20 protein-coding genes are annotated in these 19,192 nt (G+C 72.5%); 13 read left to right on the top strand and 7 right to left on the bottom strand.

Annotated features, from left to right (window positions below):
• Positions 1 to 17 precede the first annotated feature (17 nt).
• Positions 18 to 269, bottom strand: coding sequence for a hypothetical protein (locus ACWEVN_RS03695; RefSeq protein ID WP_452050108.1), 252 nt, complete (start codon positions 267 to 269; stop codon positions 18 to 20).
• A 454-nt stretch (positions 270 to 723) separates the two neighbouring features.
• Here ACWEVN_RS03695 and ACWEVN_RS03690 point away from each other — a divergent pair, with 454 nt between their 5' ends.
• Entirely contained in the window at positions 724 to 1,218 is a 495-nt protein-coding gene (locus ACWEVN_RS03690) for a MarR family winged helix-turn-helix transcriptional regulator (protein WP_452050107.1), read from the top strand.
• A gap of 6 nt (positions 1,219 to 1,224) precedes the next feature.
• Here the strand turns inward: ACWEVN_RS03690 and ACWEVN_RS03685 are convergent, their stop codons facing one another.
• The gene (locus ACWEVN_RS03685) at positions 1,225 to 1,578 is read right to left on the bottom strand and encodes a spore germination protein GerW family protein (protein ID WP_452050106.1); all 354 of its coding nucleotides are present in this window, start codon (positions 1,576 to 1,578) and stop codon (positions 1,225 to 1,227) included.
• A 159-nt stretch (positions 1,579 to 1,737) separates the two neighbouring features.
• On the opposite strand from ACWEVN_RS03685, the gene ACWEVN_RS03680 reads away from it, so the two are divergent.
• From ACWEVN_RS03680 to ACWEVN_RS03640, 9 genes are read left to right on the top strand one after another with little or no spacing between them, the layout of a single operon-like run.
• Complete coding sequence (locus ACWEVN_RS03680) at positions 1,738 to 2,631, top strand: class I fructose-bisphosphate aldolase (RefSeq protein ID WP_452050105.1); 894 nt, start codon at positions 1,738 to 1,740, stop codon at positions 2,629 to 2,631.
• Positions 2,628 to 3,284: a 2-oxoacid:acceptor oxidoreductase family protein gene (locus ACWEVN_RS03675; RefSeq protein ID WP_452050104.1), complete on the top strand. Its 657-nt coding sequence runs from the start codon at positions 2,628 to 2,630 to the stop codon at positions 3,282 to 3,284. The genes ACWEVN_RS03680 and ACWEVN_RS03675 overlap by 4 nt, the downstream gene beginning before the upstream one ends.
• The gene (locus tag ACWEVN_RS03670; RefSeq protein WP_452050103.1) at positions 3,268 to 4,509 is read left to right on the top strand and encodes a transketolase C-terminal domain-containing protein; all 1,242 of its coding nucleotides are present in this window, start codon (positions 3,268 to 3,270) and stop codon (positions 4,507 to 4,509) included. Before ACWEVN_RS03675 ends, ACWEVN_RS03670 begins: the two co-directional genes overlap by 17 nt.
• Positions 4,509 to 5,510 carry a thiamine pyrophosphate-dependent enzyme gene (locus tag ACWEVN_RS03665; protein ID WP_452050102.1) on the top strand — a complete coding sequence of 334 codons (1,002 nt, stop codon included), beginning with the start codon at positions 4,509 to 4,511 and terminating at the stop codon, positions 5,508 to 5,510. The genes ACWEVN_RS03670 and ACWEVN_RS03665 overlap by 1 nt, the downstream gene beginning before the upstream one ends.
• Complete coding sequence (locus ACWEVN_RS03660) at positions 5,510 to 7,132, top strand: NAD(P)-binding protein (protein WP_452050101.1); 1,623 nt, start codon at positions 5,510 to 5,512, stop codon at positions 7,130 to 7,132. The genes ACWEVN_RS03665 and ACWEVN_RS03660 overlap by 1 nt, the downstream gene beginning before the upstream one ends.
• A 9-nt stretch (positions 7,133 to 7,141) precedes the next feature.
• Entirely contained in the window at positions 7,142 to 7,411 is a 270-nt protein-coding gene (locus tag ACWEVN_RS03655) for a DUF1876 domain-containing protein (RefSeq protein WP_452050100.1), read from the top strand.
• 11 nt (positions 7,412 to 7,422) lie between these two features.
• Positions 7,423 to 7,944, top strand: coding sequence for a flavodoxin family protein (locus ACWEVN_RS03650; RefSeq protein ID WP_452050099.1), 522 nt, complete (start codon positions 7,423 to 7,425; stop codon positions 7,942 to 7,944).
• Positions 7,945 to 7,948: 4 nt separating this feature from the next.
• On the top strand, positions 7,949 to 9,010 hold the full coding sequence (locus ACWEVN_RS03645; protein WP_452050098.1) for a carboxylate-amine ligase: 1,062 nt from the start codon (positions 7,949 to 7,951) through the stop codon (positions 9,008 to 9,010).
• Positions 9,007 to 11,601 carry a cation-translocating P-type ATPase gene (locus ACWEVN_RS03640; RefSeq protein WP_452050097.1) on the top strand — a complete coding sequence of 865 codons (2,595 nt, stop codon included), beginning with the start codon at positions 9,007 to 9,009 and terminating at the stop codon, positions 11,599 to 11,601. Before ACWEVN_RS03645 ends, ACWEVN_RS03640 begins: the two co-directional genes overlap by 4 nt.
• On the opposite strand, the gene ACWEVN_RS03635 is transcribed toward ACWEVN_RS03640, so the two are convergent.
• The 4 genes from ACWEVN_RS03635 to ftsH form a co-directional block, all read right to left on the bottom strand.
• Positions 11,579 to 12,532 (bottom strand): magnesium transporter CorA family protein, encoded by a 954-nt coding sequence (locus ACWEVN_RS03635; RefSeq protein WP_452050096.1) that lies wholly within the window; start codon positions 12,530 to 12,532, stop codon positions 11,579 to 11,581. The two genes, ACWEVN_RS03640 and ACWEVN_RS03635, sit on opposite strands and share 23 nt — an antisense overlap.
• A gap of 4 nt (positions 12,533 to 12,536) precedes the next feature.
• A complete protein-coding gene (locus tag ACWEVN_RS03630; protein ID WP_452050095.1) occupies positions 12,537 to 12,977 on the bottom strand; it encodes a hypothetical protein in 441 nt (146 codons plus the stop codon).
• Between the two features lie 134 nt (positions 12,978 to 13,111).
• Positions 13,112 to 13,978 carry a universal stress protein gene (locus ACWEVN_RS03625; RefSeq protein WP_452050094.1) on the bottom strand — a complete coding sequence of 289 codons (867 nt, stop codon included), beginning with the start codon at positions 13,976 to 13,978 and terminating at the stop codon, positions 13,112 to 13,114.
• The gene (ftsH, locus tag ACWEVN_RS03620) at positions 13,975 to 15,921 is read right to left on the bottom strand and encodes an ATP-dependent zinc metalloprotease FtsH (protein WP_452050093.1); all 1,947 of its coding nucleotides are present in this window, start codon (positions 15,919 to 15,921) and stop codon (positions 13,975 to 13,977) included. Before ftsH ends, ACWEVN_RS03625 begins: the two co-directional genes overlap by 4 nt.
• A gap of 177 nt (positions 15,922 to 16,098) precedes the next feature.
• Between ftsH and ACWEVN_RS03615 the strand changes: the two genes are divergently transcribed.
• The gene (locus ACWEVN_RS03615) at positions 16,099 to 17,100 is read left to right on the top strand and encodes a zinc-binding alcohol dehydrogenase family protein (protein ID WP_452050143.1); all 1,002 of its coding nucleotides are present in this window, start codon (positions 16,099 to 16,101) and stop codon (positions 17,098 to 17,100) included.
• Positions 17,101 to 17,121: 21 nt separating this feature from the next.
• On the opposite strand, the gene ACWEVN_RS03610 is transcribed toward ACWEVN_RS03615, so the two are convergent.
• Positions 17,122 to 17,469, bottom strand: a complete 348-nt coding sequence (locus tag ACWEVN_RS03610) for a hypothetical protein (RefSeq protein WP_452050092.1) — start codon at positions 17,467 to 17,469, stop codon at positions 17,122 to 17,124.
• A gap of 152 nt (positions 17,470 to 17,621) precedes the next feature.
• On the opposite strand from ACWEVN_RS03610, the gene ACWEVN_RS03605 reads away from it, so the two are divergent.
• Positions 17,622 to 18,503, top strand: a complete 882-nt coding sequence (locus ACWEVN_RS03605; RefSeq protein ID WP_452050091.1) for a universal stress protein — start codon at positions 17,622 to 17,624, stop codon at positions 18,501 to 18,503.
• Positions 18,504 to 18,523: 20 nt separating this feature from the next.
• Positions 18,524 to 19,147 carry a CBS domain-containing protein gene (locus ACWEVN_RS03600; protein ID WP_452050090.1) on the top strand — a complete coding sequence of 208 codons (624 nt, stop codon included), beginning with the start codon at positions 18,524 to 18,526 and terminating at the stop codon, positions 19,145 to 19,147.
• Positions 19,148 to 19,192: the final 45 nt, after the last annotated feature.

The following is a 19,192-nucleotide window of genomic DNA, read 5'->3' as shown; positions in this document are numbered from 1 at the left end:
CGCGTCCGCAGCAGAGTTCAGGTCCGGTCTCGCTGCGCCCGGGTGAGGTCGGCGAAGGAGCCGATGACGGCGGGGCGCTGCTCGACGATCGCCAAGGCGTAGGTGAGCACGAGGTGCGCGGTGCGTGCCTGCTGTGCCTCCGCCTCGTCCGCCCGGCCGCGGCCCAGGACCAGGTTCGCTTCGTGGCGCAGCCAGCGGTTGCGTTCACGGCGGAGGAGCGCGGCCTCCGGCTGCGGGACGGCGGGTTCGGGGAACAGGGTGTCCGGCATCGGTGAATCTCCTCGAAAACGACTCGCTGTGGCCAGGTTAACGAGGCAGGCGGCGATTCGCTGCCCGGTGCCGCAACGGAATTTCTCCGATTTCCGGTATCTCGGCGTTGATTTCGCCCGGCGACCAACCGGGGTCGGAAAGTGTCCGGCGGTTTCCCCGCTCCTCCTGCGCGGCAACCGGATCCGGGGCGGGCGGCGTCGTGATTCTCGGCTGCGGTCTATTTCGGGAGCGGAGAATCTTCGCGGCGGTTGCGCTGTCCGGTCTCCGTTTCTTCCGGTCGGCGTGGCGGTGGCGGGGCACGGTGGCCGCTGCCCTATCTTTGCGCGGACGATGCGGAAGATCGGCGCGTGACGCGGGAAGAGCGGCGCGACGACGCACGAACATCACGAGCCTAGATGAGCTAGTATCTAGATTAACTAGATACTTCGCCGGTGATTTTGTGGGTTGTGAGGTATGGAACGTCTGGCTGAGCAGCTGAGAGCCGTGATCGTGGCCACCGACGAATACCGGCGCGCCATGGCGTCCGCCTTCGGAGTGGGCGTGCACGAAGCCGCGGTGCTGGGCGAATTGCTGCACGAGGGACCTCTGCCGCCGTCGGCGCTGGTGAAACGGCTGGGCATCGCTTCCGCGAGCGTGACCGCGTTGCTCGATCGCCTCGAAGCGGCCGGCTACACCCGGCGCGAGCGGCACCCGACCGACCGGCGCAGCGTACTGGTCGTCCTGACCCCCGGCGGCCGGGCGGCCATCGAGGCCAGTTTCGCGTTGTTCGCGACCGACGTCTATCAGGCCGTCGCCCAGTCGGAACCCGCCCACATCCGGGAGTTCACCGTGGTGCTCGCCAAGATCGCCCAGGCACTCCGGGAGCGGGCCGCCCAGCCCGGCGCGATCGGCGAAGCGCTCACCGAGCGGGTCCGGACCGCCGGGAAGGAGGACCACCCGGCCGGGTAGCCGGGGTCAGGACTCGGCGTCGTCCCGGGCACTCCGGAACTTCGCAAGCCGGGTCGCGGCGAAGAGGGCGGCCACGGCGATCGCGCCCAGGGTGACCAGCAGGCGGTTCACGTCGATCGCCGGTTCCCAGCGGAGCTTGCCGTCCTTGATGACGTAGGCCCCGACCGGCTTGGCCGACAGCCCGAAGCCGGCACCTTCGCCGGAGCGGCCCTTCTCGTCGCGGCTGTCGCCGCCGCCTCCGCCGGTGCCGACGGCCGACGCCACGATCACCGTGACGCCGTCGACCTCGTACGGCTCGCCGTAGACCAGCTTGGTCTCCAGCCCGTCCTTCGCCTTCGCGAGTAGTTCGTCGACCTTCATGCGGCGAAGTCTCACGGCCGGCCGCCCGGGAAGCCCAGAGCCGATGGTCCTTCGCGCGGGTGACCGAGGGCCCCGGTGCCGGTGGCGTTCGCCCGCGGTGTCGGCCACCTCGTCGCGATTGGCTGGGCACACACGAAATCAGCGACCCCGGAGGCCGTCATGGCGCACCGTCCCCCGCTGGCCGAGCTCGGGCTGAACACCGGCAAGAAGGCCCGGCTGCACCGCATCCTGCACGAACACGGCCTGCGCAACGGCACCGCGTTCTTCCTGCCCTACGACCAGGGCTTGGAGCACGGTCCGCGCGACTTCTTCGCCAACCCGGCCGCGAGCGACCCGAAGTACATCCTCAAGCTCGCGCTCGAGGGTGGTTTCAACGGCATCGCGATCCAGATCGGCCTGGCCGAGAAGTTCTACTGGGACTACGCGGGCGAGCTGCCGCTGGTGCTTAAGCTCAACGGCAAGACCGAAATCCCGTCCGACGCCGAGGCGCTGTCCCCGCTGCACGGCAGCGTCGAGGACGCGGTCCGGCTCGGCGCGGACGCCGTCGGCTACACCCTCTACGTCGGGACCCCGGCCCAGGAGCAGGACTTCGCCCAGCTGCGGCAAGTCCGCGCCGACGCCCACCGGCTGGGCATGCCGCTCATCGTCTGGGCCTACCCGCGTGGCTCGGCCATCGAAGCCAAGGGCGGCCGCGACTCGTTCTACGCGGTCGACTACGCCGCCCGGACCGCGTGCGAACTAGGCGCCGACGTCGTCAAGGTCAACTTCCCGCACCCGGCGAAGATCGACAACGTGCCCGGTGCCTACGCCAAGGAGACGACGAGCCAGCAGGCGATCGACGCCGTCGTCCGGTCGGCCGGGCGGACGCTGCTGCTGGTCTCGGGCGGCAGCAAGGCCGGCGACGACGCGATGCTGGAGAAGGCCCGCGAGTCGATGGAGGCCGGGGCGACCGGGCTGATCTTCGGCCGCAACGTCTGGCAGCGCGACCACGACGAGTCCCTGCGGTTCGTCTCGGCGCTGCGGGACATCCTCGCCAAGTACCCGAGCGCATGAGCACCACCACATCTTTCGGGGGTCCGGGTGGCGAAGCCCCCGGCCCAGGGCGAAGCCCCGGTATCACCGAGGTCCGCATCCACGGCCGCGGTGGCCAGGGCGTGGTGACCGCGGCCGAGCTGCTGTCGGTGGCCGCGTTCACCGAAGGGCGGCACGCGCAGGCGTTCCCCAGCTTCGGCTCCGAACGCACCGGTGCGCCGGTGGTCTCGTTCTGCCGGATCTCCGACGCCCCGATCCGCACGCGGGAACCGATCGTCCGGCCCGATGCGCTGATCATCCAGGACGCCACCCTGCTGCACCAAGTGAACGTCTTCGAAGGCCTGAAGCCCCAGGGCTACCTGCTCGTGAACTCGGCGCACAGCTTCGACGAGCTGGGGCTGGGCGAGTTCGTCCGCGGGTTTCGCCGGGAGCGCCTGCTGGTGGTGCCCGCGACCGAGCTGGCGAAGAAACACCTGGGCCGGGCGGTGCCCAACGCGGCGCTGCTCGGCGGGTTCGCCGCGCTGACCGGCGTGGTCGAGCTGCGGTCGGTGATCGCCGCGATCGCCGGCCGGTTCACCGGGGCGAAAGCCGACGGCAACATCGCGGCGGCCACCGCGGCCTACGGGTTCGTCCGCGCCGAGCGGGAGGAGCTGACCGGTGCTCAGGCAGATTGAGGGTTCCCGGGCCGTTGCCGACGCGGTCGCGCTGTGCCGTCCGGAGGTCGTCTGCGCGTACCCGATCTCGCCGCAGACGCATATCGTCGAGGGCCTCGCCGAACTGGTGAAGTCCGGTGCGCTCACGCCGTGCGAGTTCGTCAACGTCGAGTCGGAGTTCGCCGCGATGTCCGTCGCCATCGGCGCGTCCGCCGCCGGGGCGCGGGCCTACACCGCGACGGCCAGCCAGGGCCTGCTGTACATGACCGAGGCGGTGTTCAACGCGTCCGGGCTGGGCCTGCCGATCGTGATGACGGTGGCCAACCGCGCGATCGGGGCGCCGATCAACATCTGGAACGACCACAGCGACAGCATGGCCCTGCGCGACGCCGGCTGGATCCAGCTCTACGCCGAGACCAACCAGGAAGCCGCGGACCTGCACGTCCAGGCGTTCCGGATCGCGGAACAGCTGTCCACGCCGGTGATGGTGTGCATGGACGGGTTCGTGCTGACCCACGCCTGGGAACCGGTCGACACACCCACGCAGGAAGAGGTCGACGCCTTCCTGCCGCCGTACGAGCCGCGCCAGGTCCTCGATCCCGCGGAGCCGTCGTCGATCGGTGCGATGGTCGGGCCGGAGGCGTTCACCGAGGTGCGCTACCTCGGCCACGCCCGGCTGATGGAAGCCCTCGACGTCGTCCCGGACGTCGCGGATCGCTTCGCCGAGGCGTTCGGCCGCAACTCCGGCGGGCTGACCCGCTCGTACCGTACCGAGGACGCCGAGACGATCGTCGTCGCGCTCGGCTCGGTGCTGGGCACTCTCAAGGACACCGTCGACGCACTGCGGGAGGACGGCCTGCGCGTCGGCGTGCTGGGGCTGACGTGCTTCCGGCCGTTCCCGGCCGACGCCGTCCGCGCGGCCATCGGCCACGCCCGGCGCGTGATCGTGCTGGAACGGGCGTTCGAGCCGGGTGTGGGCGGAATCGTCACGCAGAACGTCGTGACCGCGGCCCCGGCGGCCGAGGTGCACGCCGTCATCGCGGGGCTGGGCGGCCGCGCGGTCACGAAGAAGTCCCTGAGCCGGGTGCTGCGGCGGGCGGACCGGTTGCCGCCGCTGACCTTCCTCGACCTCGACCGCACGTTGATCGACCGGGAACTGGGTCGCCTCGCCGCGAGCCGCCGATCGGGTCCGACGGCCGAAAACCTTCTGCGCGACCTCGGTGCGGTCGCCTCACGGATCGGGTGATGAGCATGGCGGTGACGCCGATCAAGTTCTACCAGACCGGCAGCTTCGCGGTCGGCGGCCGGCTGCTCGGCGACGACCAGCGCAGCGTCCAGTCCGACCGGCAGCGGATCAACTCCATCGACTGCGGCCACCGGGCCTGCCAGGGCTGCGGCGAGGCGCTCGGCGCGCGGTACGCGCTCGACGCGGCAATGCGCGCGACGGGCAATCAGATGGTCGCCGTCAATGCAACCGGCTGCCTGGAGGTCTTCTCGACGCCGTACCCGGAGACGTCGTGGCGGATCCCGTGGCTGCACTCGCTGTTCGGCAACGCCCCGGCGGTAGCCACCGGAGTCGCCGCGGCGTTGAAGGCCAAGGGCCGCACGGACGTCCGCGTGGTCGGCCAGGGCGGCGACGGCGGAACCGTCGACATCGGTTTCGCGTGCCTGTCCGGGATGTTCGAGCGCAACGACGACGTGCTCTACATCTGCTACGACAACGAGGCCTACATGAACACCGGCGTCCAGCGCTCCGGTGCGACCCCGGCTGCCGCGCGCACGGCGACGACGCCGGCGGTGGGGCCGGAGCCGGGCGCGGTGTTCGGGCAGGGCAAGAACGTGCCGATGATCGCGCTGGCCCACGAAATCCCGTACGTGGCGACGGCGACGGTCGCGGACCTGCGTGACCTGGAGGCCAAGGTGACCCGGGCCATGGAGTTCCGCGGCGCGCGGTACCTTCACGTGCTGGTGCCGTGCCCGCTCGGCTGGGGCAGCGCGTCCCACGACACGATCCGGATCGCCCGCCTCGCCAAGGAAAGCGGGATCTTCCCGGTGTTCGAGGCCGAAGGCGGCGAAGTCGTCGCCGCCTCGAAGATCCGCCGGCGCGTCCCGGTCGAGGACTACCTGCGGCTCCAGACGCGTTACGCGCACCTGTTCGGCGATCCGCCGCGCACCGATGTGATCGCGAAGATCCAGGCGCTCGCCGACCGCAACATCCGCCGGTTCGACCTGCTCGAGGAGGCCTGATGGAGCACGAGAAGCCGTTCGCGATCACCCTCGACGTCGGTTCGAGCCGGGCGAACAAGACCGGTGCCTGGCGGACCGAGCGGCCGGTCTACGTCGACCTGCTGCCGCCGTGCAACCAGGCCTGCCCGTCCGGGCAGGACATCCAGAAGTGGCTGTACCACGCCGAATCCGGTGACTACGAGAACGCGTGGCGCGGGATCATGGCCGACAACCCGCTGCCCGCGGTGCTCGGCCGGATCTGCTACCGGCCGTGCGAGAGCGCGTGCAACCGCGGTCAGCTCGACGAGGCCGTCGGGATCAACTCCGTCGAGCGGTTCCTCGGCGACGAGGGAATCAAGCATGGCTGGACGATCCCGGTCGCCGAGCCGTCGGGCCGTCGGGTCCTGGTGGTCGGGGCGGGGCCGGCGGGCCTGTCCGCCGCCTACCACCTGGCCCGGCTCGGGCACGCCGTCACCGTCCGGGACGCCGAAGCCGCGCCCGGCGGGATGGTGCGCTACGGCATCCCGCGCTACCGGCTGCCGCGCGACGTGCTCGACGCCGAGATCCGCCGGATCGCCGACATGGGCGTGACCTTCGAGCAGAACAGCCGGGTCACCGACGTCGTGGCCGCGAAGGCCGGGTTCGACGCCGTCTTCCTCGCCGTCGGGGCCCAGGTCGGCAAGCGGGCCTACATCCCGGCCGGCGACTCCGCGCGGGTGCTCGACGCGATTTCGCTGCTGCACGAGACGGAAGACGGCGAACCACCGCTGCTCGGCCGCCGCGTCGCCGTCTACGGCGGCGGCAACACGGCGATGGACGCCGCGCGCACCGCGAAGCGGCTCGGCGCCACCGACGCCGTCGTCGTCTACCGCCGCACGCGGGACCGGATGCCCGCCCACGAATCCGAAGTGGCCGAGGCGGTCGAAGAAGGTGTGGCGATGCGCTGGCTTTCGACGATCAGCGAGATCGACGGCGACGGCATCACCGTCGAGAAGATGCGGCTCGACGAGTCCGGCTTCCCACAGCCCACCGGGGAGTTCGAGCGGCTCGCGGCGGACAGCGTCGTGCTGGCCCTCGGCCAGGACACCGATCTGTCTCTGGTGGACGACCTCCCGGACGTCGAACGCGCGGACGGGGTCGTGCGGGTCGGCCGGGGGATGATGACCGGCCACGCGGGGATCTTCGCGGGCGGGGACATGGTGCCCTCGGGCCGGACCGCGACCGTCGCGGTGGGGCACGGGGCGAAGGCTGCCCGGGAGATCGACGCCTGGCTGCGCGGCGCCGTCGTACAGGAGCCGCAAGCCCGGCGTGAGGCGACCTTCGACAACCTCAACACCTGGTACTACAGCGACGCCGACCGGACCGTCCGGCCGCACCTCGACCTGTCCCGGCGCGTGTCCACCTTCGACGAGATCAAGGGCGGCCTGGACGCGGCGACGGCGTTGTTCGAAGCGCGCCGCTGCCTGTCCTGCGGCAACTGCTTCGAATGCGACACCTGCTACGGCGTCTGTCCCGACAACGCGGTGCTCAAGCTCGAACCGGGCGAGCGGTACGCGATCGACCTCGACTACTGCAAGGGCTGCGGGATCTGCGTCGCCGAATGTCCCTGCGGCGCCATCGAAATGGTGCCCGAAGAAACCTGAGGAGCAATCATGCGGGAGAAGCGCTGGCACGTCGAAGTGCACCTCGACGAAGACGACGACGGCCGCACCCGGGCCACCGCCCGGCTGCACACGGCCGACGACACCCGGGTCTCCGGGACCGGTGTCGCGCGGCTCAACCCCGCCGACACCCACGTGCCCGAGATCGGCGACGAGCTGGCCGCGTCGCGCGCGTTGAGCGACCTGGCCCACAACCTGCTCGAATGCGCGGCCGGCGACATCGAAGCGCTGACCCACAAGCCGGTCCGGCTCGAGCGGTGAAAGGAGCGGACATGCGAATCCTCGTCGTCTTCGAGTCGATGTTCGGCGCCACCGAAGAGGTGGCCAAGGCGATCGGCAAGGGGCTGGCCGTGTCCGCCCCGGTCGAGGTGGTCAACGTCGACAAGGCGCCCCGGGACCTCACCGGCGTCGACCTGCTCGTCGTCGGCGGGCCCACCCACGTGCACGGCATGAGCCGCGGCGCGACCCGGAAATCCGCCGCGGACCAGGTGGACTACCCGATCCGGTCGCGGACCGGCGTGCGGGAGTGGCTGGATTCCCTCGACGTGGTGCCGGCCGAGCTGGCCGCCGCGGCCTTCGACACCCGGATCGACAAGCCACGCCTGGTCACCGGGGCGGCGTCGCTCGGGGTGGCCAAGCGGCTGCGCCGACACCGGTGCCGGCTCGTCCTACCGGCGGAAAGCTTCTTCGTCGGGACAGCGCCGATCGACGTCGGCCCGGAGCCGGGCGAACCGGAGCGGGCCGAGGCGTGGGGTGCGGCTCTCGGGGCGGCGCTGGTCCGCGCCGCCACCTGAGGCCGTGGCGGACGCCCTGACGGTCGGCGTGGAGGAGGAGTTCGTGCTGCTGGACATTCGGACCGGGGCGGCCGTCCCAGCGGCTCCGCGGGTCTTGGACGTCCTGCGGGGAGAGCCCGGCGTGGTGCCGGAATTCCTGCGCTTCCAGGTGGAAACCTTCACGGGGGTGTGCCGCTCGCTCACCGAGGTCCGCGCGGACCTGACGCGGCTGCGCCGCCGGGTGAGCGACACTGCGGCGGAGGCGGGGTGCCTGGCGGTGGCGACCGCCGTCGCGCCGTTCGGCACCACCCCGCTGGTCACCGCCGACGCGCGGTACGAGTGGCTCGCGGCGCGGTTCCCCGCCCTGGTCGCCGGCGCGGGCACCTGCGCCTGCCACATCCACGTCGGCGTCCCGTCGCGGGCGGCGGGGGTGCGCGCGCTCGCCGGGCTGCGGCCGTGGCTCGGTGTGCTGCTGGCACTGAGCGCGAACTCGCCCTACGTCGACGGCGCGGACTCCGGGTGGGCGAGCGCTCGGTACCCGCTGTGGTCCCGTTGGCCGACGGCCCGGCCGCCCGCCGCGTGGCGGGGCGTCGCCGAGTACGACGCTGCGGTCGCCGAGGCGATCCGAAGCGGTGCCGCGCCCGACGCGCGCGGCGTGTACTTCTACGCCCGGCTGTCGCCGCGGCACCCGACCGTGGAGGTGCGCATCGCCGACGTCTGCCTGGACGTGGGTGACGCCGTCGTGCTCGCGGGGCTGGTGCGGGCGCTCGTGGCCACGGCGGTGCGGGGCGAGGTGGTGCCGCAGCCGTCCGACAGGGCTCTCGCGCACGCGGTGCGGGCCGCCGCCCGGCACGGCCTCGATCGGCCGGGCGCCGCACGTCTCCTGGCGTACGTCCGGCCTGCGCTGGAGGAGGCCGGGGATCTCGACGTGGTGCACCGCGGCTGGTGCGCGCTCGCCGACCACGGCGGTGGCGCGGTCCGGCAGCGTGCGCTGCGGGCGGTGTCCGCGACTCCGGCGGAGTTCGCCGCCCGGCTCGCCACAGTGACCCGGGGAACCGAAGACGAGAGCCTGGAGGCGGCACGATGAACGCGGAAACAGTGACCGGCGCGGCGGAGTTCCACGCCCTGCCGGTGGCCGCAGCTGCCGAGCGGCTCGGCGTCGACCCGGCCCGGGGGTTGAGCCATGAAGAGGCCGAAGCGCGGTTGGGGCGCTACGGCGACAACGTCGTCCGCGTGCCCGCCGGGCCCGGGCCGATCCGGCGGTTCCTGGCGCAGTTCCACAACCCGCTCATCTACGTCCTGCTGCTGGCGGGCGTGGTGACGTGGGTGTTCGGCGGGCACGTCGACGCGGGCGTGATCGCCGGGGTCGTCCTCCTGAACGCCGTCGTCGGGTTCGTGCAGGAGTCCCGGGCCCAGCGCGCGCTGGAGGCACTGTCCAAAATGGTCCCGGTCGAAACGACCGTCGTCCGCGAGGGGGTGCCGCAGCGCGTGCCCGCGGCCCGGCTGGTGCCGGGGGACGTCGTGGAGCTCGCCGCGGGCGACCGGGTGCCCGCCGATGTGCGGCTGGCCGAAGTACACCTGACCGAGATCGACGAGTCGGCGCTGACCGGGGAGTCGGTGCCGGTGGTGAAGTCCGCCGAGCCGGTTCCGCCGTCGGCTCCGGTCGCTGACCGCACCGGCTGCGCGTATTCGGGGACGCTGGTGACCCGGGGCCAGGCCCGTGGGCTGGTCACCGCCACGGGCGGCGCGACCCAGCTGGGCGGGATCCAGCACCTTGTGGCCACTGCCCAGGTCGTCGAGACGCCGCTCACCCGCAAGCTCGCACGGTTCTCGGGGCAGCTGAGCTGGGTGATCGTCGCGGTCTCGGCCGCGGCCTTCGTGCTCGGCCTCGTGCGGGGCACCCCGGCACCGGAGATGTTCACCGCGGTGGTCGCGCTCGCCGTCGGCGCGATCCCGGAGGGATTGCCGGCCGCGGTCGCGATCGTCCTGGCCATCGGCGTCGTGCGGATGTCCCGGCGTGGTGCGATCGTGCGGCACCTGCCCGCGGTCGAGACCCTCGGCGGCACCACGGTGATCTGCACCGACAAGACCGGCACGCTCACCCGCAACCGGATGACGGTGACCACTCTCGCGGCGGCCGGCTCGCCGGTGCCGGTGGCCGAAGCGGGGAAGACGCTGCGGGAGTGTCTGATCGCGGGTGTCCTGTGCAACGACGCGGAACTCGAGGAAGGGGATCCGACGGAGATCGCGCTGCTCGGCGCGGCGATCGCGGCGGGCTTGGACCCGGACGCGATCCGGGTGGCGGCGCCGCGCACGGACACCGTGCCGTTCGAGTCCGAGACCCGGACGATGACGACGGTGCACGGTGAGGTCGCCTATCTCAAGGGCGCGGTCGAAGAGGTCGCGGCCCGGTGCGAGGCCGAGGTGGTGCCCGGCGGCGATGTGCGGCCGCTGGACCGGGACGAGCTGGACCGGGTGCACGGATCGCTGACGGCGCAGGGCTTGCGGGTGCTGGCGTTCGCTCGGAGCACGCCGGGGGCCGCGCCAGTACTGCTCGGCCTGCAGGCGATGCACGACCCGCCGCGGCCGGAGGCGGTCAGCTCGGTCGCGGCCTGCCGGAGCGCGGGCATCGACGTCAAGATGATCACCGGCGACCACGCCGGAACGGCCCGCGCGGTCGCCGGCGAGGTCGGCCTGGCTTCCGGCCGGGTCCTCACCGGCGCCGAGCTGGCCGCGTTGCCGGACGCGGAGTTCGACGAGACGGTGGCGGGTACGCAGGTGTTCGCGCGGGTGTCGCCGGGACAGAAGCTCGACCTGGTCCGGGCGTTGCAGCGGCGCGGGCACGTGGTCGCCATGACCGGCGACGGGGTGAACGACGCCCCGGCCCTGCGCCGCGCGGACATCGGCGTCGCGATGGGCGCGGGCGGAACCGACGCAGCCCGCCAGGCCGCCGACATGGTGCTGACCGACGACGACTTCGCCTCGATCGAGGCGGCCGTGCGGGTGGGCCGCGGCGTGTTCGACAACCTGCGCAAGTTCATCGCGTGGACGCTGCCGGCCAACATCGGCGAGGGCATGGTGGTGCTGGTGGCGATCCTGCTCGGGGTGACGCTGCCGATCGTGCCGGTGCAGATCCTGTGGATCAACATGACGACGGCGGTGTTCCTCGGGCTGACGATGGCGTTCGAGCCGACGGAGCACGGGATCATGAAACGCCCGCCGCGCCCGCCCGAGCGGCCGTTGTTCACCGCGTCCCTGCTGCGGCGGGTGGTGCTCGTGTCGCTTCTGCTCGTGGTGGCGGCTTTCGGGGCCTATCGCTTGCAGCTCGGTCTGGGGGCTTCGCTCGCGGAGGCGCGGACGACGGCGATCAACGTGTTCGTCGGCGTGCAGGCGGCTTATCTGCTCAGCTGCCGGTCGCTCGACCGGCCGGTGCTGCGCGCGTGGCCGGGGCACAGTCGGATGTTTTTGCTGGGGCTGGGGCTGACGGCCGGGCTGCAGCTGCTGCTGACGTACGTGCCGGTGATGAACACGTGGTTCCACACGGCGCCGGTCGGGGTGGTTTCGTGGCTGTGGGTGGCCGGGGCCGCGGTGGTGGCGTTCGGGGTGGTGGAGGCGGACAAGCTGCTGTGGCGCCGGTACGCGAGGAAAGCAACTGTCAAAGCCAATCACGGCGTTTGAACAGCGCATACAGCGTGGCCGAGATGATCAGGATGGCCAGCGTCGACACCCACACGCCCGAAGCCGACCCGAAGCCCGGGTACGGGATGTTCTGGCCGTAGAACCCGGTGATCGCCGTGGGTACCGCGATGATCGCCGCCCAGCTGGTGACCTTCTTCATGATCGTGTTCAGCCGGTTGCCCTGGATGGTCAGCTGCGTCTCGCGGATCGTCGCGATCAGCTCGCGCAGGGACTCCGTCCACTCCGTCACGCGCAGGACGTGGTCGTAGACGTCCTGGAAGTACGGCAGCAGCGTGTCGTCGCGACGCATCAGGGCGGCGACGATCTCGCGCATGGGCACGGCCAAGTGGCGCAGGCGGCCGAGGCTCCGGCGGAGCTTCAGGGACCGGCGCTGCAGCTCCGTGGGGTCGACGTGGTCGGCGAACACGAGGTCTTCGAGGGCCTCGACCTGCTCGTCCAGGGCCTGGACGGCGTCGAGGTGGCCGTCGACGACGTAGTCGAGCAGGCCGTGCAGCAGGAACGCGGCGCCGTTCTTGGCGAGGTCCGGCGTGGTGTCCCAGCGCGCGGTGAGTGCGTCGATGTCGGTGGTGTTGTTGCGGTGCACGGTGATCAGCACGCGGTCGGTCACGAACGCGTCCAGCTCCGAAGCGGCCAGGACGCCGTCGGTCACACGCACGGTGTACGCGGCGAGGAACGAGTGGCGGTCGTAGCGGACGAACTTGGGCCGCTGGTGGTCCTCGTCGAGGACCGATGCCACGGCCAGCGGGTGGAGTCCGAGCTCGGTGGCGAGCGCGGCCAAGTCCTGCGCGGTGGGAGCGTCCAGGTCGAGCCACAGGGTCACCGACGGGTCGGCGAGGTGGCGGGCGGCTTCGGCGGCGGGGAAGTTCTCCCGCTCGAGGACACCACTGCGGTACAACCGGCTGCGCGGCATCGGCTCAGTGGTCGTGCGCGGCGGCGAGGCTGGCGCGGCAGGCGCGGACCAGCTGGCGGGTGGCCCGCGTGGCCGGGGTGTCGCCGCAGGACGGGCAGCGGACCGAAACATCCCCCGCCAGCTGGTCGATCGCGACGTTCAGCGCGCATTCGCAGGCGCGGCACCAGCGGGTGCCGGTGATGATGACGACGTGCAGCGGGGAGGCGACGCAGTCGTGCAGCCAGCGGCGGTGGGTGCGGCAGGTGACGCGTTCCAGGGGGTCCAAACCGTCCTCTTCGGACTGATCTTCCGCGGTCAGCGTGCGCGCCAGGTGCTGGTCGGCGACGTCGGCGTAGCGGGGGTCGATGAAGTCGGCGGGCCGCAGGGCGAGGCGGTCGCGACGGTTGCGGCGGGAGGACGTCGGTTCGGCGGTGGTCGCCGGGGCGAATCCGGGGGTGGTGTCCATGGTCTGCCTCACTTTCGTCGGAGTCCAGAGTCCGCCTGGTGAGGCCGGGGGAGGAGGGCCGGACCGCCCCGGTTCCCGGGGCCTCCCGGCCCCGGTTCCGGTGGGGCGAAGGCCCATCCACGCGAGGACTTCCGTCAGGAGACGGTGCGTACCAGGTACACCGGGCACGCGGCGTTGTGCAGCAGCGCCTGGCCGGTGGAGCCCAGCAGCAGGCCGGGGAAGCCGCCGCGGCCGCGGTCGCCGAGCACGACCAGCTGCGCGGTCGCGCTGCGCTCGATCAGCTCGCGGCGCGGGTGACCGCGGACGACGACCCGCTCGACGGTCACACCGCCGTGCTTGCCGGTGAGTTCGCCGAGCAACCGCTCGCCTGCCTCGGTGGCGGCCCGCGGGTCCAGGTGCGGCTCGGTTTCCGGGCGTGGCTCGTCGGCCGAGGCGTGCACCACGACCAAGTGGGTCTTCCGCGCCTGTGCCTCGGCCATGGCCGCCGCGAGGATGCGGGCGCTGGGCTCACTGCCGTCGATCCCGGCCACGACCGGCCGGCTCGCGGCCTCCGGGTCGTCCCAGGAGTCACCGCGGACCACCACCACGTCACAGGCCGCGTGCGCGCCGACGGCCGAGGCGACCGAGCCGGCGAGCAGGCCGGTCAACCGGCCGCGGCCACCCGAGCCGACCACGACCAGCGCCGCCGTCCGCGACGCTTCGATGAGGGCTTGGGCGGCCCGGTCGGGATCGAGGCGCGTGGTCACGGCGGTCGCGCCCTGGGCTTCGGCGATCTCGTGCGCCGCCCGCAGATAGCGCTGTCCGTGCACGCGGAGGGTGTCCTTCATCTCCTCCGGCGGAGGGACGACCCCGCCGGCGAGCAGCGCCGGGAAGTCGAGGGCGTGCACGATCTCCAGGGGAACATCGCGCAGCCGGGCGGCGCGGCCGGCCCAGCGGACGGCGTCGAGCGCTTCGCCCGACCCGTCGATTGCGGTGATGATCGGTCGTTTCGTGGTGTTCATCGGCGGCTCCCGGTGCGGCTGTCGTCCGCCGACCGTAGGGCGACGACGTGACCGTCCGCTGCGGCCGGAAGTCCTCCCGCGAGGGGACTTCCGGCGGCCTCTTCCCGCAGCGTCGCGAGGACCACGTCCCCGTCGACGGTCTCGTGCTCCTGCAGCTGCCCGGCGAGCGCGTCGAGGGCACTCCGGTGCCGGTGCAGCAGGTCGGCGGCCCGGTCCTGCGCCGCGCGCACCAGCCGGGCGATCTCCTCGTCGACCGCCCGCTGGGTCTGTTCCGAATACGGCCGGCCCAGCAGCTCCGGCTGCCCTTCCGCCGCGCTGTAGCCGATCGGCCCCAGCGACGGCGACATCCCGAACTCGGTCACCATCTTCGCCGCCAGCGCCGTCGCGCCGGCCAGGTCGTTCGCCGCCCCGGTCGAGGTTTCCCCGAAGACCACCAGCTCGGCCGCGCGGCCACCCAGGCGAACCGCGAGCAGGTCCGTGAGGTGGCTCTCGCGGTAGAGGTGCCGTTCGGCCTCCGGCAGCTGCTCGGTCGCGCCCAGCGCCATCCCGGCCGGCAGGATCGTCACCTTCGCCACCGGGTCGGCGTGCTCGCAGAGCGCGGCGACCAGCGCGTGCCCGGATTCGTGCACCGCCACCGAGTGCCGCTCTTCGGGCAGCAGGGCGTTCGAGCTGTCGCGCCGGCCCAGCAGCACCCGGTCGCGGGCGGCCGCGAGGTCGGCCGCGGTCAGGACCGTGCGGTCGTCCCGGACGGCGTTGATCGCGGCCTCGTTGACGAGGTTGGCGAGGTCGGCGCCGGAGAAGCCGGGGGTGCCGCGCGCGACGATGCTCAGGTCGACGTCCGGGGCGAGGTGCTTGCCGTCGATGTGCGTGGCCAGGATGGCCGCGCGCTCGGCCTGGTTGGGCAGCGGCACGGTCACCTGCCGGTCGAACCGGCCGGGCCGCAGCAATGCCGCGTCGAGGGTCTCCGGCCGGTTGGTCGCCGCGAGCACGACGACGCCGCTGCTCTGGTCGAAGCCGTCCATCTCGGCCAGCAGCTGGTTGAGCGTCTGCTCCCGTTCGTCGTGCCCGCCGAGACCGCCGCCGGTGCCGCGCCGGCCGCCGACGGCGTCGATCTCGTCGATGAAGATGATCGACGGCGCCCGCGTCCGGGCCTCTTCGAACAGGTCCCGCACCCGGGACGCGCCGACCCCCACGAACATGTCGACGAACGCCGAGCCGGTGATCGACAGGAACGGCACGCTGGCCTCCCCGGCGACCGCGCGGGCGAACAGCGTCTTCCCGGTGCCGGGCGGGCCGACCATGATGACGCCGCGCGGGCCCTTGGCGCCGGCGGCGGCGTAGCGCGCCGGGTCGCGGAGGAAGTCGATGATCTCGCCGATCTCCTGCTTGACCCCTTCGTAGCCGGCGATGTCGGCGAACCGGGTGGTCGGGCGCTGCGCTTCGATGATCTTGGCTTTCGCGCGGCCGAAGCCGGTCATGCCGAGTCCGCCGCCGGCGGACTTCTGCGCCCGCATCCCGGCCCAGACGAGGAATCCGAGCAGGAGGAAGAACGGCAGGTAGCCGAGGAGCTCCGACAGCAGCGAACCACTGGCCTTGGTGGCGGTGATCTCGACGTTCTTCTCGCGCAGCTTGGATTCGAGCTGTCCCGGCTCGAGTGCGGTGGGGATGCGGGTGGTGAACGCCGGACCGCCGCGCCGCTTCCCGTCGACCGCGCCCTGGTCGTCGACCGTCACCGACTCGACGTGCCCGGCGTCCACTTCGGACAGGAACTCGGTGTAGGTCATCGACGGTGCGGTGGGTGTCAGGAAGGCCGGTACCACGAGCGCGCCGAGGATCAGCAGGCCGATGACGGTGAGCAGCCAGCTGCCGGCTCGTGAGCGCCGCGGCGGCTCCGGCTTCGGTGCGGGCGTGGGCGGCGGGCCGGACCGGGCCGTTCGGGACATGGGAGGCGCTCCTGGGGTCGCGGGATGGCCCCACCTTCGTCGCTGCGCCGACGGGGAAGAAGGGCCTAATGTCCCCGGCCGGGAGGACCACGGCAGGTCGCGTCGCCGAGACCGGTGGCGCATCCTGGCCGGGGAGTCCCCGCGACCCGAGGAGGACGAATGACCCTGCCGACGACCATGACCGCCTGGCGCGTCACCCGGCCCGGCCCCATGTCCTCCGGTCCCCTCGAGCGATCCCGCGTGCCGGTGCCGCGGCCCGCCGCCGGCGAGCTGCTGGTGCGCGTGCTGGTGTGCGGGGTCTGCCGGACGGACCTGCACGTCGCCGAGGGCGATCTGCCGGTCCACCGGCCGGGGGTGACACCGGGGCACGAGGTCGTCGGCGAGGTCGTGGCGCTCGGGCCGGCCGCCACGGGCTTCGCGACCGGCGACCGGGTGGGCATCGCGTGGCTGCGCGAAACGTGCGGCACGTGCCGGTACTGCCTGCGCGACCGGGAGAACCTCTGCCCGGACTCTCGGTACACCGGCTGGGACGCCGACGGTGGGTACGCGGAGTACGCGGTCGTCCCGGCGGCGTACGCCTTGCCGTTGCCGGACGGCTACACCGACGAGGAGCTGGCGCCGCTGCTGTGTGCGGGGCTGATCGGCTACCACGCCCTCGCCCGGGCCGAGGTGCCCGAGAACGGCCGCCTCGGCATCTACGGCTTCGGTGGCAGCGCGCACCTGACCGCGCAGGTGGCGATCGCCCGCGGCGCCACCGTGCACGTCATGACGCGCAGCGCCGAGGCCCGCAAGCTGGCGCTGGAACTGGGGGCGGCGTCAGCCGGGGAAGCCGCCGACCCACCGCCGGAACCACTCGACTCGGCGATCCTGTTCGCGCCGGTGGGCGAGCTGGTACTGCCTGCCCTGGCCGCGCTCGACCGCGGCGGCACCCTGGCCATCGCGGGCATCCACCTGTCCGACATCCCGCCCTTGAACTACCAGCAGCACCTGTTCCAGGAGCGGCAGGTGCGCAGTGTCACGGCGAACACGCGGGCCGATGCGCGGGAGTTCCTGGACTTCGCCGGGACGCACCGCCTCGGTGTCAGCACCGTGCCCTATGAGCTGGCCGACGCGGACCAGGCGCTGGCGGACCTGGCCGCGGACCGCGTCAACGGCGCGGCGGTGCTGCGGGCCGGCTGAGCCGGGCAGCAGCACCGGCGGTCACGGCCGCCTGGCCGGGGTCCGCAGGTGCCGGACGGTCGAGACCACCCACAGGACGGTGATCAGGACGACCAGCACGGCGAGCGGGCCGCCGTCGCCGGTGACGAGGGCCAGGACCGCGGCGGCCAGTGCCCCCGCGCCGAGCGGCACGCTGAACCACTTCGCCGCGCCGGTCCGGGACCAGGCACCCAGGACGAAGGCGGCCAAGCCCAGCAGCAGGGCGGTGAGCGCCATCGCGCGAACGTCGTGCACCCACATGGCCGTGCCGTCGGCCAGGTAGTCGACGTAGAGCGCGACCGTGAACAGCACCGGCACGGCCGCCACGGCGTCTCGCCATTCTCGTGCCATCGGGAGTACCTCCTCCCGCTCACGATGCGCTCCCGGCCGGGCGGACAGGAGCGGCCGAAGGTCACCGGCCGCGGGGACGAACGACCGCAGCGACCGCGTCCGCGCGCGCCCTACCGTCGGGAGCACGAACCGCAACCCCGGAGGGAAACGTCATGAGCGCAACCGGAAACGCGCCGATCGTGGTGGCCGTGGACGGCTCGGAATCCGCCGCTGCGGCTGCGCTGTGGGCGGCAGGGGAAGCGGCCAGGCGGCACGCTTCGCTGCTCGTCTTCACCGCCTACGGCTACGAAGACGCGGCGTTCGGTGGCAAGGTCTACCCGCCGTCGGACTGGCTGGCGGTCAAGGAAGCCGAAGCCGACCAGTTGCTGCGCCGGACGCGGGCGACCCTCGAAGCCGCCGTCCCGGGGCTCGAGGTCGGCACCGAAGCCAGTGACCGCGGGCCGGTGCCGGCCCTGCTGGCGGTGTCGGAACGGGCCCGGCTGCTCGTCACCGGCGAGCCGGTCGGCCCGATCGCCGGGTTGTTCAGCGGTTCCCCCGACGTCGACCTCGCCGCGAAGGCTCACTGCCCGGTCGTCGTGGCTCGCGGGAGCGAGAGTGTCGACGGCCCGGTGGTCGTGGGCGCCGACGGCAGCCCGCTGAGCGAAGCGGCGATCGCGTGGGCGTTCGAGGAGGCCTCTCTCCGCAACGCGCCGCTCGTGGCCATCTACACCTGGCACGACGGTGACACCGCCGGCCTCTTCAGCGACGGCAATGTCGCCTTCCAGGGCGAGTCCCTGCGTGACTCGGGGCAGCGGCTGCTCGCCCAGCGGCTCGCCGGGTGGCAGGAGAAGTACCCCGACGTCACGGTCGAGCGCCGCGTCGAGCACGACAAGCCGCGCCACCGCCTGCTGTCCGCGAGCCGCGGCGCGCAGCTGCTGGTCGTCGGCAGCCGCGGCCGCGGCGGCTTCACCGGTCTGGTCCTGGGCTCGACGAGCCAGGCCCTGCTGCACCACGCGGCCTGCCCCGTGATGGTCGTCCGCACCGAGAACGCCTGAACGACGAAGGAGTACCTGCCATGACCACGGTTTCCGCGGTGATGACCGCCGACCCGATCACCGTCTCCCCGCAGACACCGTTCAAGGACATCGCCGAACTGCTGACCGGCAACGGGATCAGCGCGGTCGGCGTCGTCGACAAGACGGGCGCGCTGATCGGCGTCGTCTCGGAAGCGGACCTGCTGCCGCACCTGTGGGAGGACCCGAAACCCCGCCGCCGTGACCGCCGGCTGGCCCGCAAGGCGACAGCGTGCACCGCGAAGGACCTGATGACCAGCCCGGTCGTCACGATCGACGCGGACGACTCCCTGGCCGTCGCGGCGGCGAGGTTCGCCCGCTCCGGCGTCCGCCGGTTGTTCGTGCTGCGCAACGGAAAGCCGGCGGGCGTGCTGTCCCGCCGGGACCTGGTCCGGGTGTTCACCCGCGGCGACGCGGAGCTCGAACGCGAGGTGTGCGACCGGATCCGGCAGTTGAGCTGGGGCCCGGACCGGGTCCGCGTGGAGGTCCGGGCCGGGATCGTGACGGTGGTCGGCCGCGTGGAGCGGCGCAGCGACATCGAACCGGTGACGCGGTCGATCAGCGAGCTGTCCGGCGTGGTGGAGGTGCGCAACCGCCTGGACTACGTCTGGAACGACGTGGCCTGAGCCGCGACGGCGCACACCTGAAGGCCCTCCCGGAGTGGGAGGGCC

The organism is Amycolatopsis sp. NPDC003861 (assembly GCF_053605405.1).
Note: the sequence above shows the minus strand (reverse complement) of the source record. Positions and strands in the feature narration are given on the sequence as shown.

Coding starts and splice junctions, on each gene's coding strand:
- ACWEVN_RS03695 (WP_452050108.1), bottom strand. CDS start 269: ATGCCGGACACCCTGTTCCCCGAACCCGCCGTCCCGCAGCCGGAGGCC.
- ACWEVN_RS03690 (WP_452050107.1), top strand. CDS start 724: ATGGAACGTCTGGCTGAGCAGCTGAGAGCCGTGATCGTGGCCACCGAC.
- ACWEVN_RS03685 (WP_452050106.1), bottom strand. CDS start 1,578: ATGAAGGTCGACGAACTACTCGCGAAGGCGAAGGACGGGCTGGAGACC.
- ACWEVN_RS03680 (WP_452050105.1), top strand. CDS start 1,738: ATGGCGCACCGTCCCCCGCTGGCCGAGCTCGGGCTGAACACCGGCAAG.
- ACWEVN_RS03675 (WP_452050104.1), top strand. CDS start 2,628: ATGAGCACCACCACATCTTTCGGGGGTCCGGGTGGCGAAGCCCCCGGC.
- ACWEVN_RS03665 (WP_452050102.1), top strand. CDS start 4,509: ATGAGCATGGCGGTGACGCCGATCAAGTTCTACCAGACCGGCAGCTTC.
- ACWEVN_RS03660 (WP_452050101.1), top strand. CDS start 5,510: ATGGAGCACGAGAAGCCGTTCGCGATCACCCTCGACGTCGGTTCGAGC.
- ACWEVN_RS03655 (WP_452050100.1), top strand. CDS start 7,142: ATGCGGGAGAAGCGCTGGCACGTCGAAGTGCACCTCGACGAAGACGAC.
- ACWEVN_RS03650 (WP_452050099.1), top strand. CDS start 7,423: ATGCGAATCCTCGTCGTCTTCGAGTCGATGTTCGGCGCCACCGAAGAG.
- ACWEVN_RS03640 (WP_452050097.1), top strand. CDS start 9,007: ATGAACGCGGAAACAGTGACCGGCGCGGCGGAGTTCCACGCCCTGCCG.
- ACWEVN_RS03635 (WP_452050096.1), bottom strand. CDS start 12,532: ATGCCGCGCAGCCGGTTGTACCGCAGTGGTGTCCTCGAGCGGGAGAAC.
- ACWEVN_RS03630 (WP_452050095.1), bottom strand. CDS start 12,977: ATGGACACCACCCCCGGATTCGCCCCGGCGACCACCGCCGAACCGACG.
- ACWEVN_RS03625 (WP_452050094.1), bottom strand. CDS start 13,978: ATGAACACCACGAAACGACCGATCATCACCGCAATCGACGGGTCGGGC.
- ftsH (WP_452050093.1), bottom strand. CDS start 15,921: ATGTCCCGAACGGCCCGGTCCGGCCCGCCGCCCACGCCCGCACCGAAG.
- ACWEVN_RS03615 (WP_452050143.1), top strand. CDS start 16,099: ATGACCGCCTGGCGCGTCACCCGGCCCGGCCCCATGTCCTCCGGTCCC.
- ACWEVN_RS03610 (WP_452050092.1), bottom strand. CDS start 17,469: ATGGCACGAGAATGGCGAGACGCCGTGGCGGCCGTGCCGGTGCTGTTC.
- ACWEVN_RS03605 (WP_452050091.1), top strand. CDS start 17,622: ATGAGCGCAACCGGAAACGCGCCGATCGTGGTGGCCGTGGACGGCTCG.
- ACWEVN_RS03600 (WP_452050090.1), top strand. CDS start 18,524: ATGACCACGGTTTCCGCGGTGATGACCGCCGACCCGATCACCGTCTCC.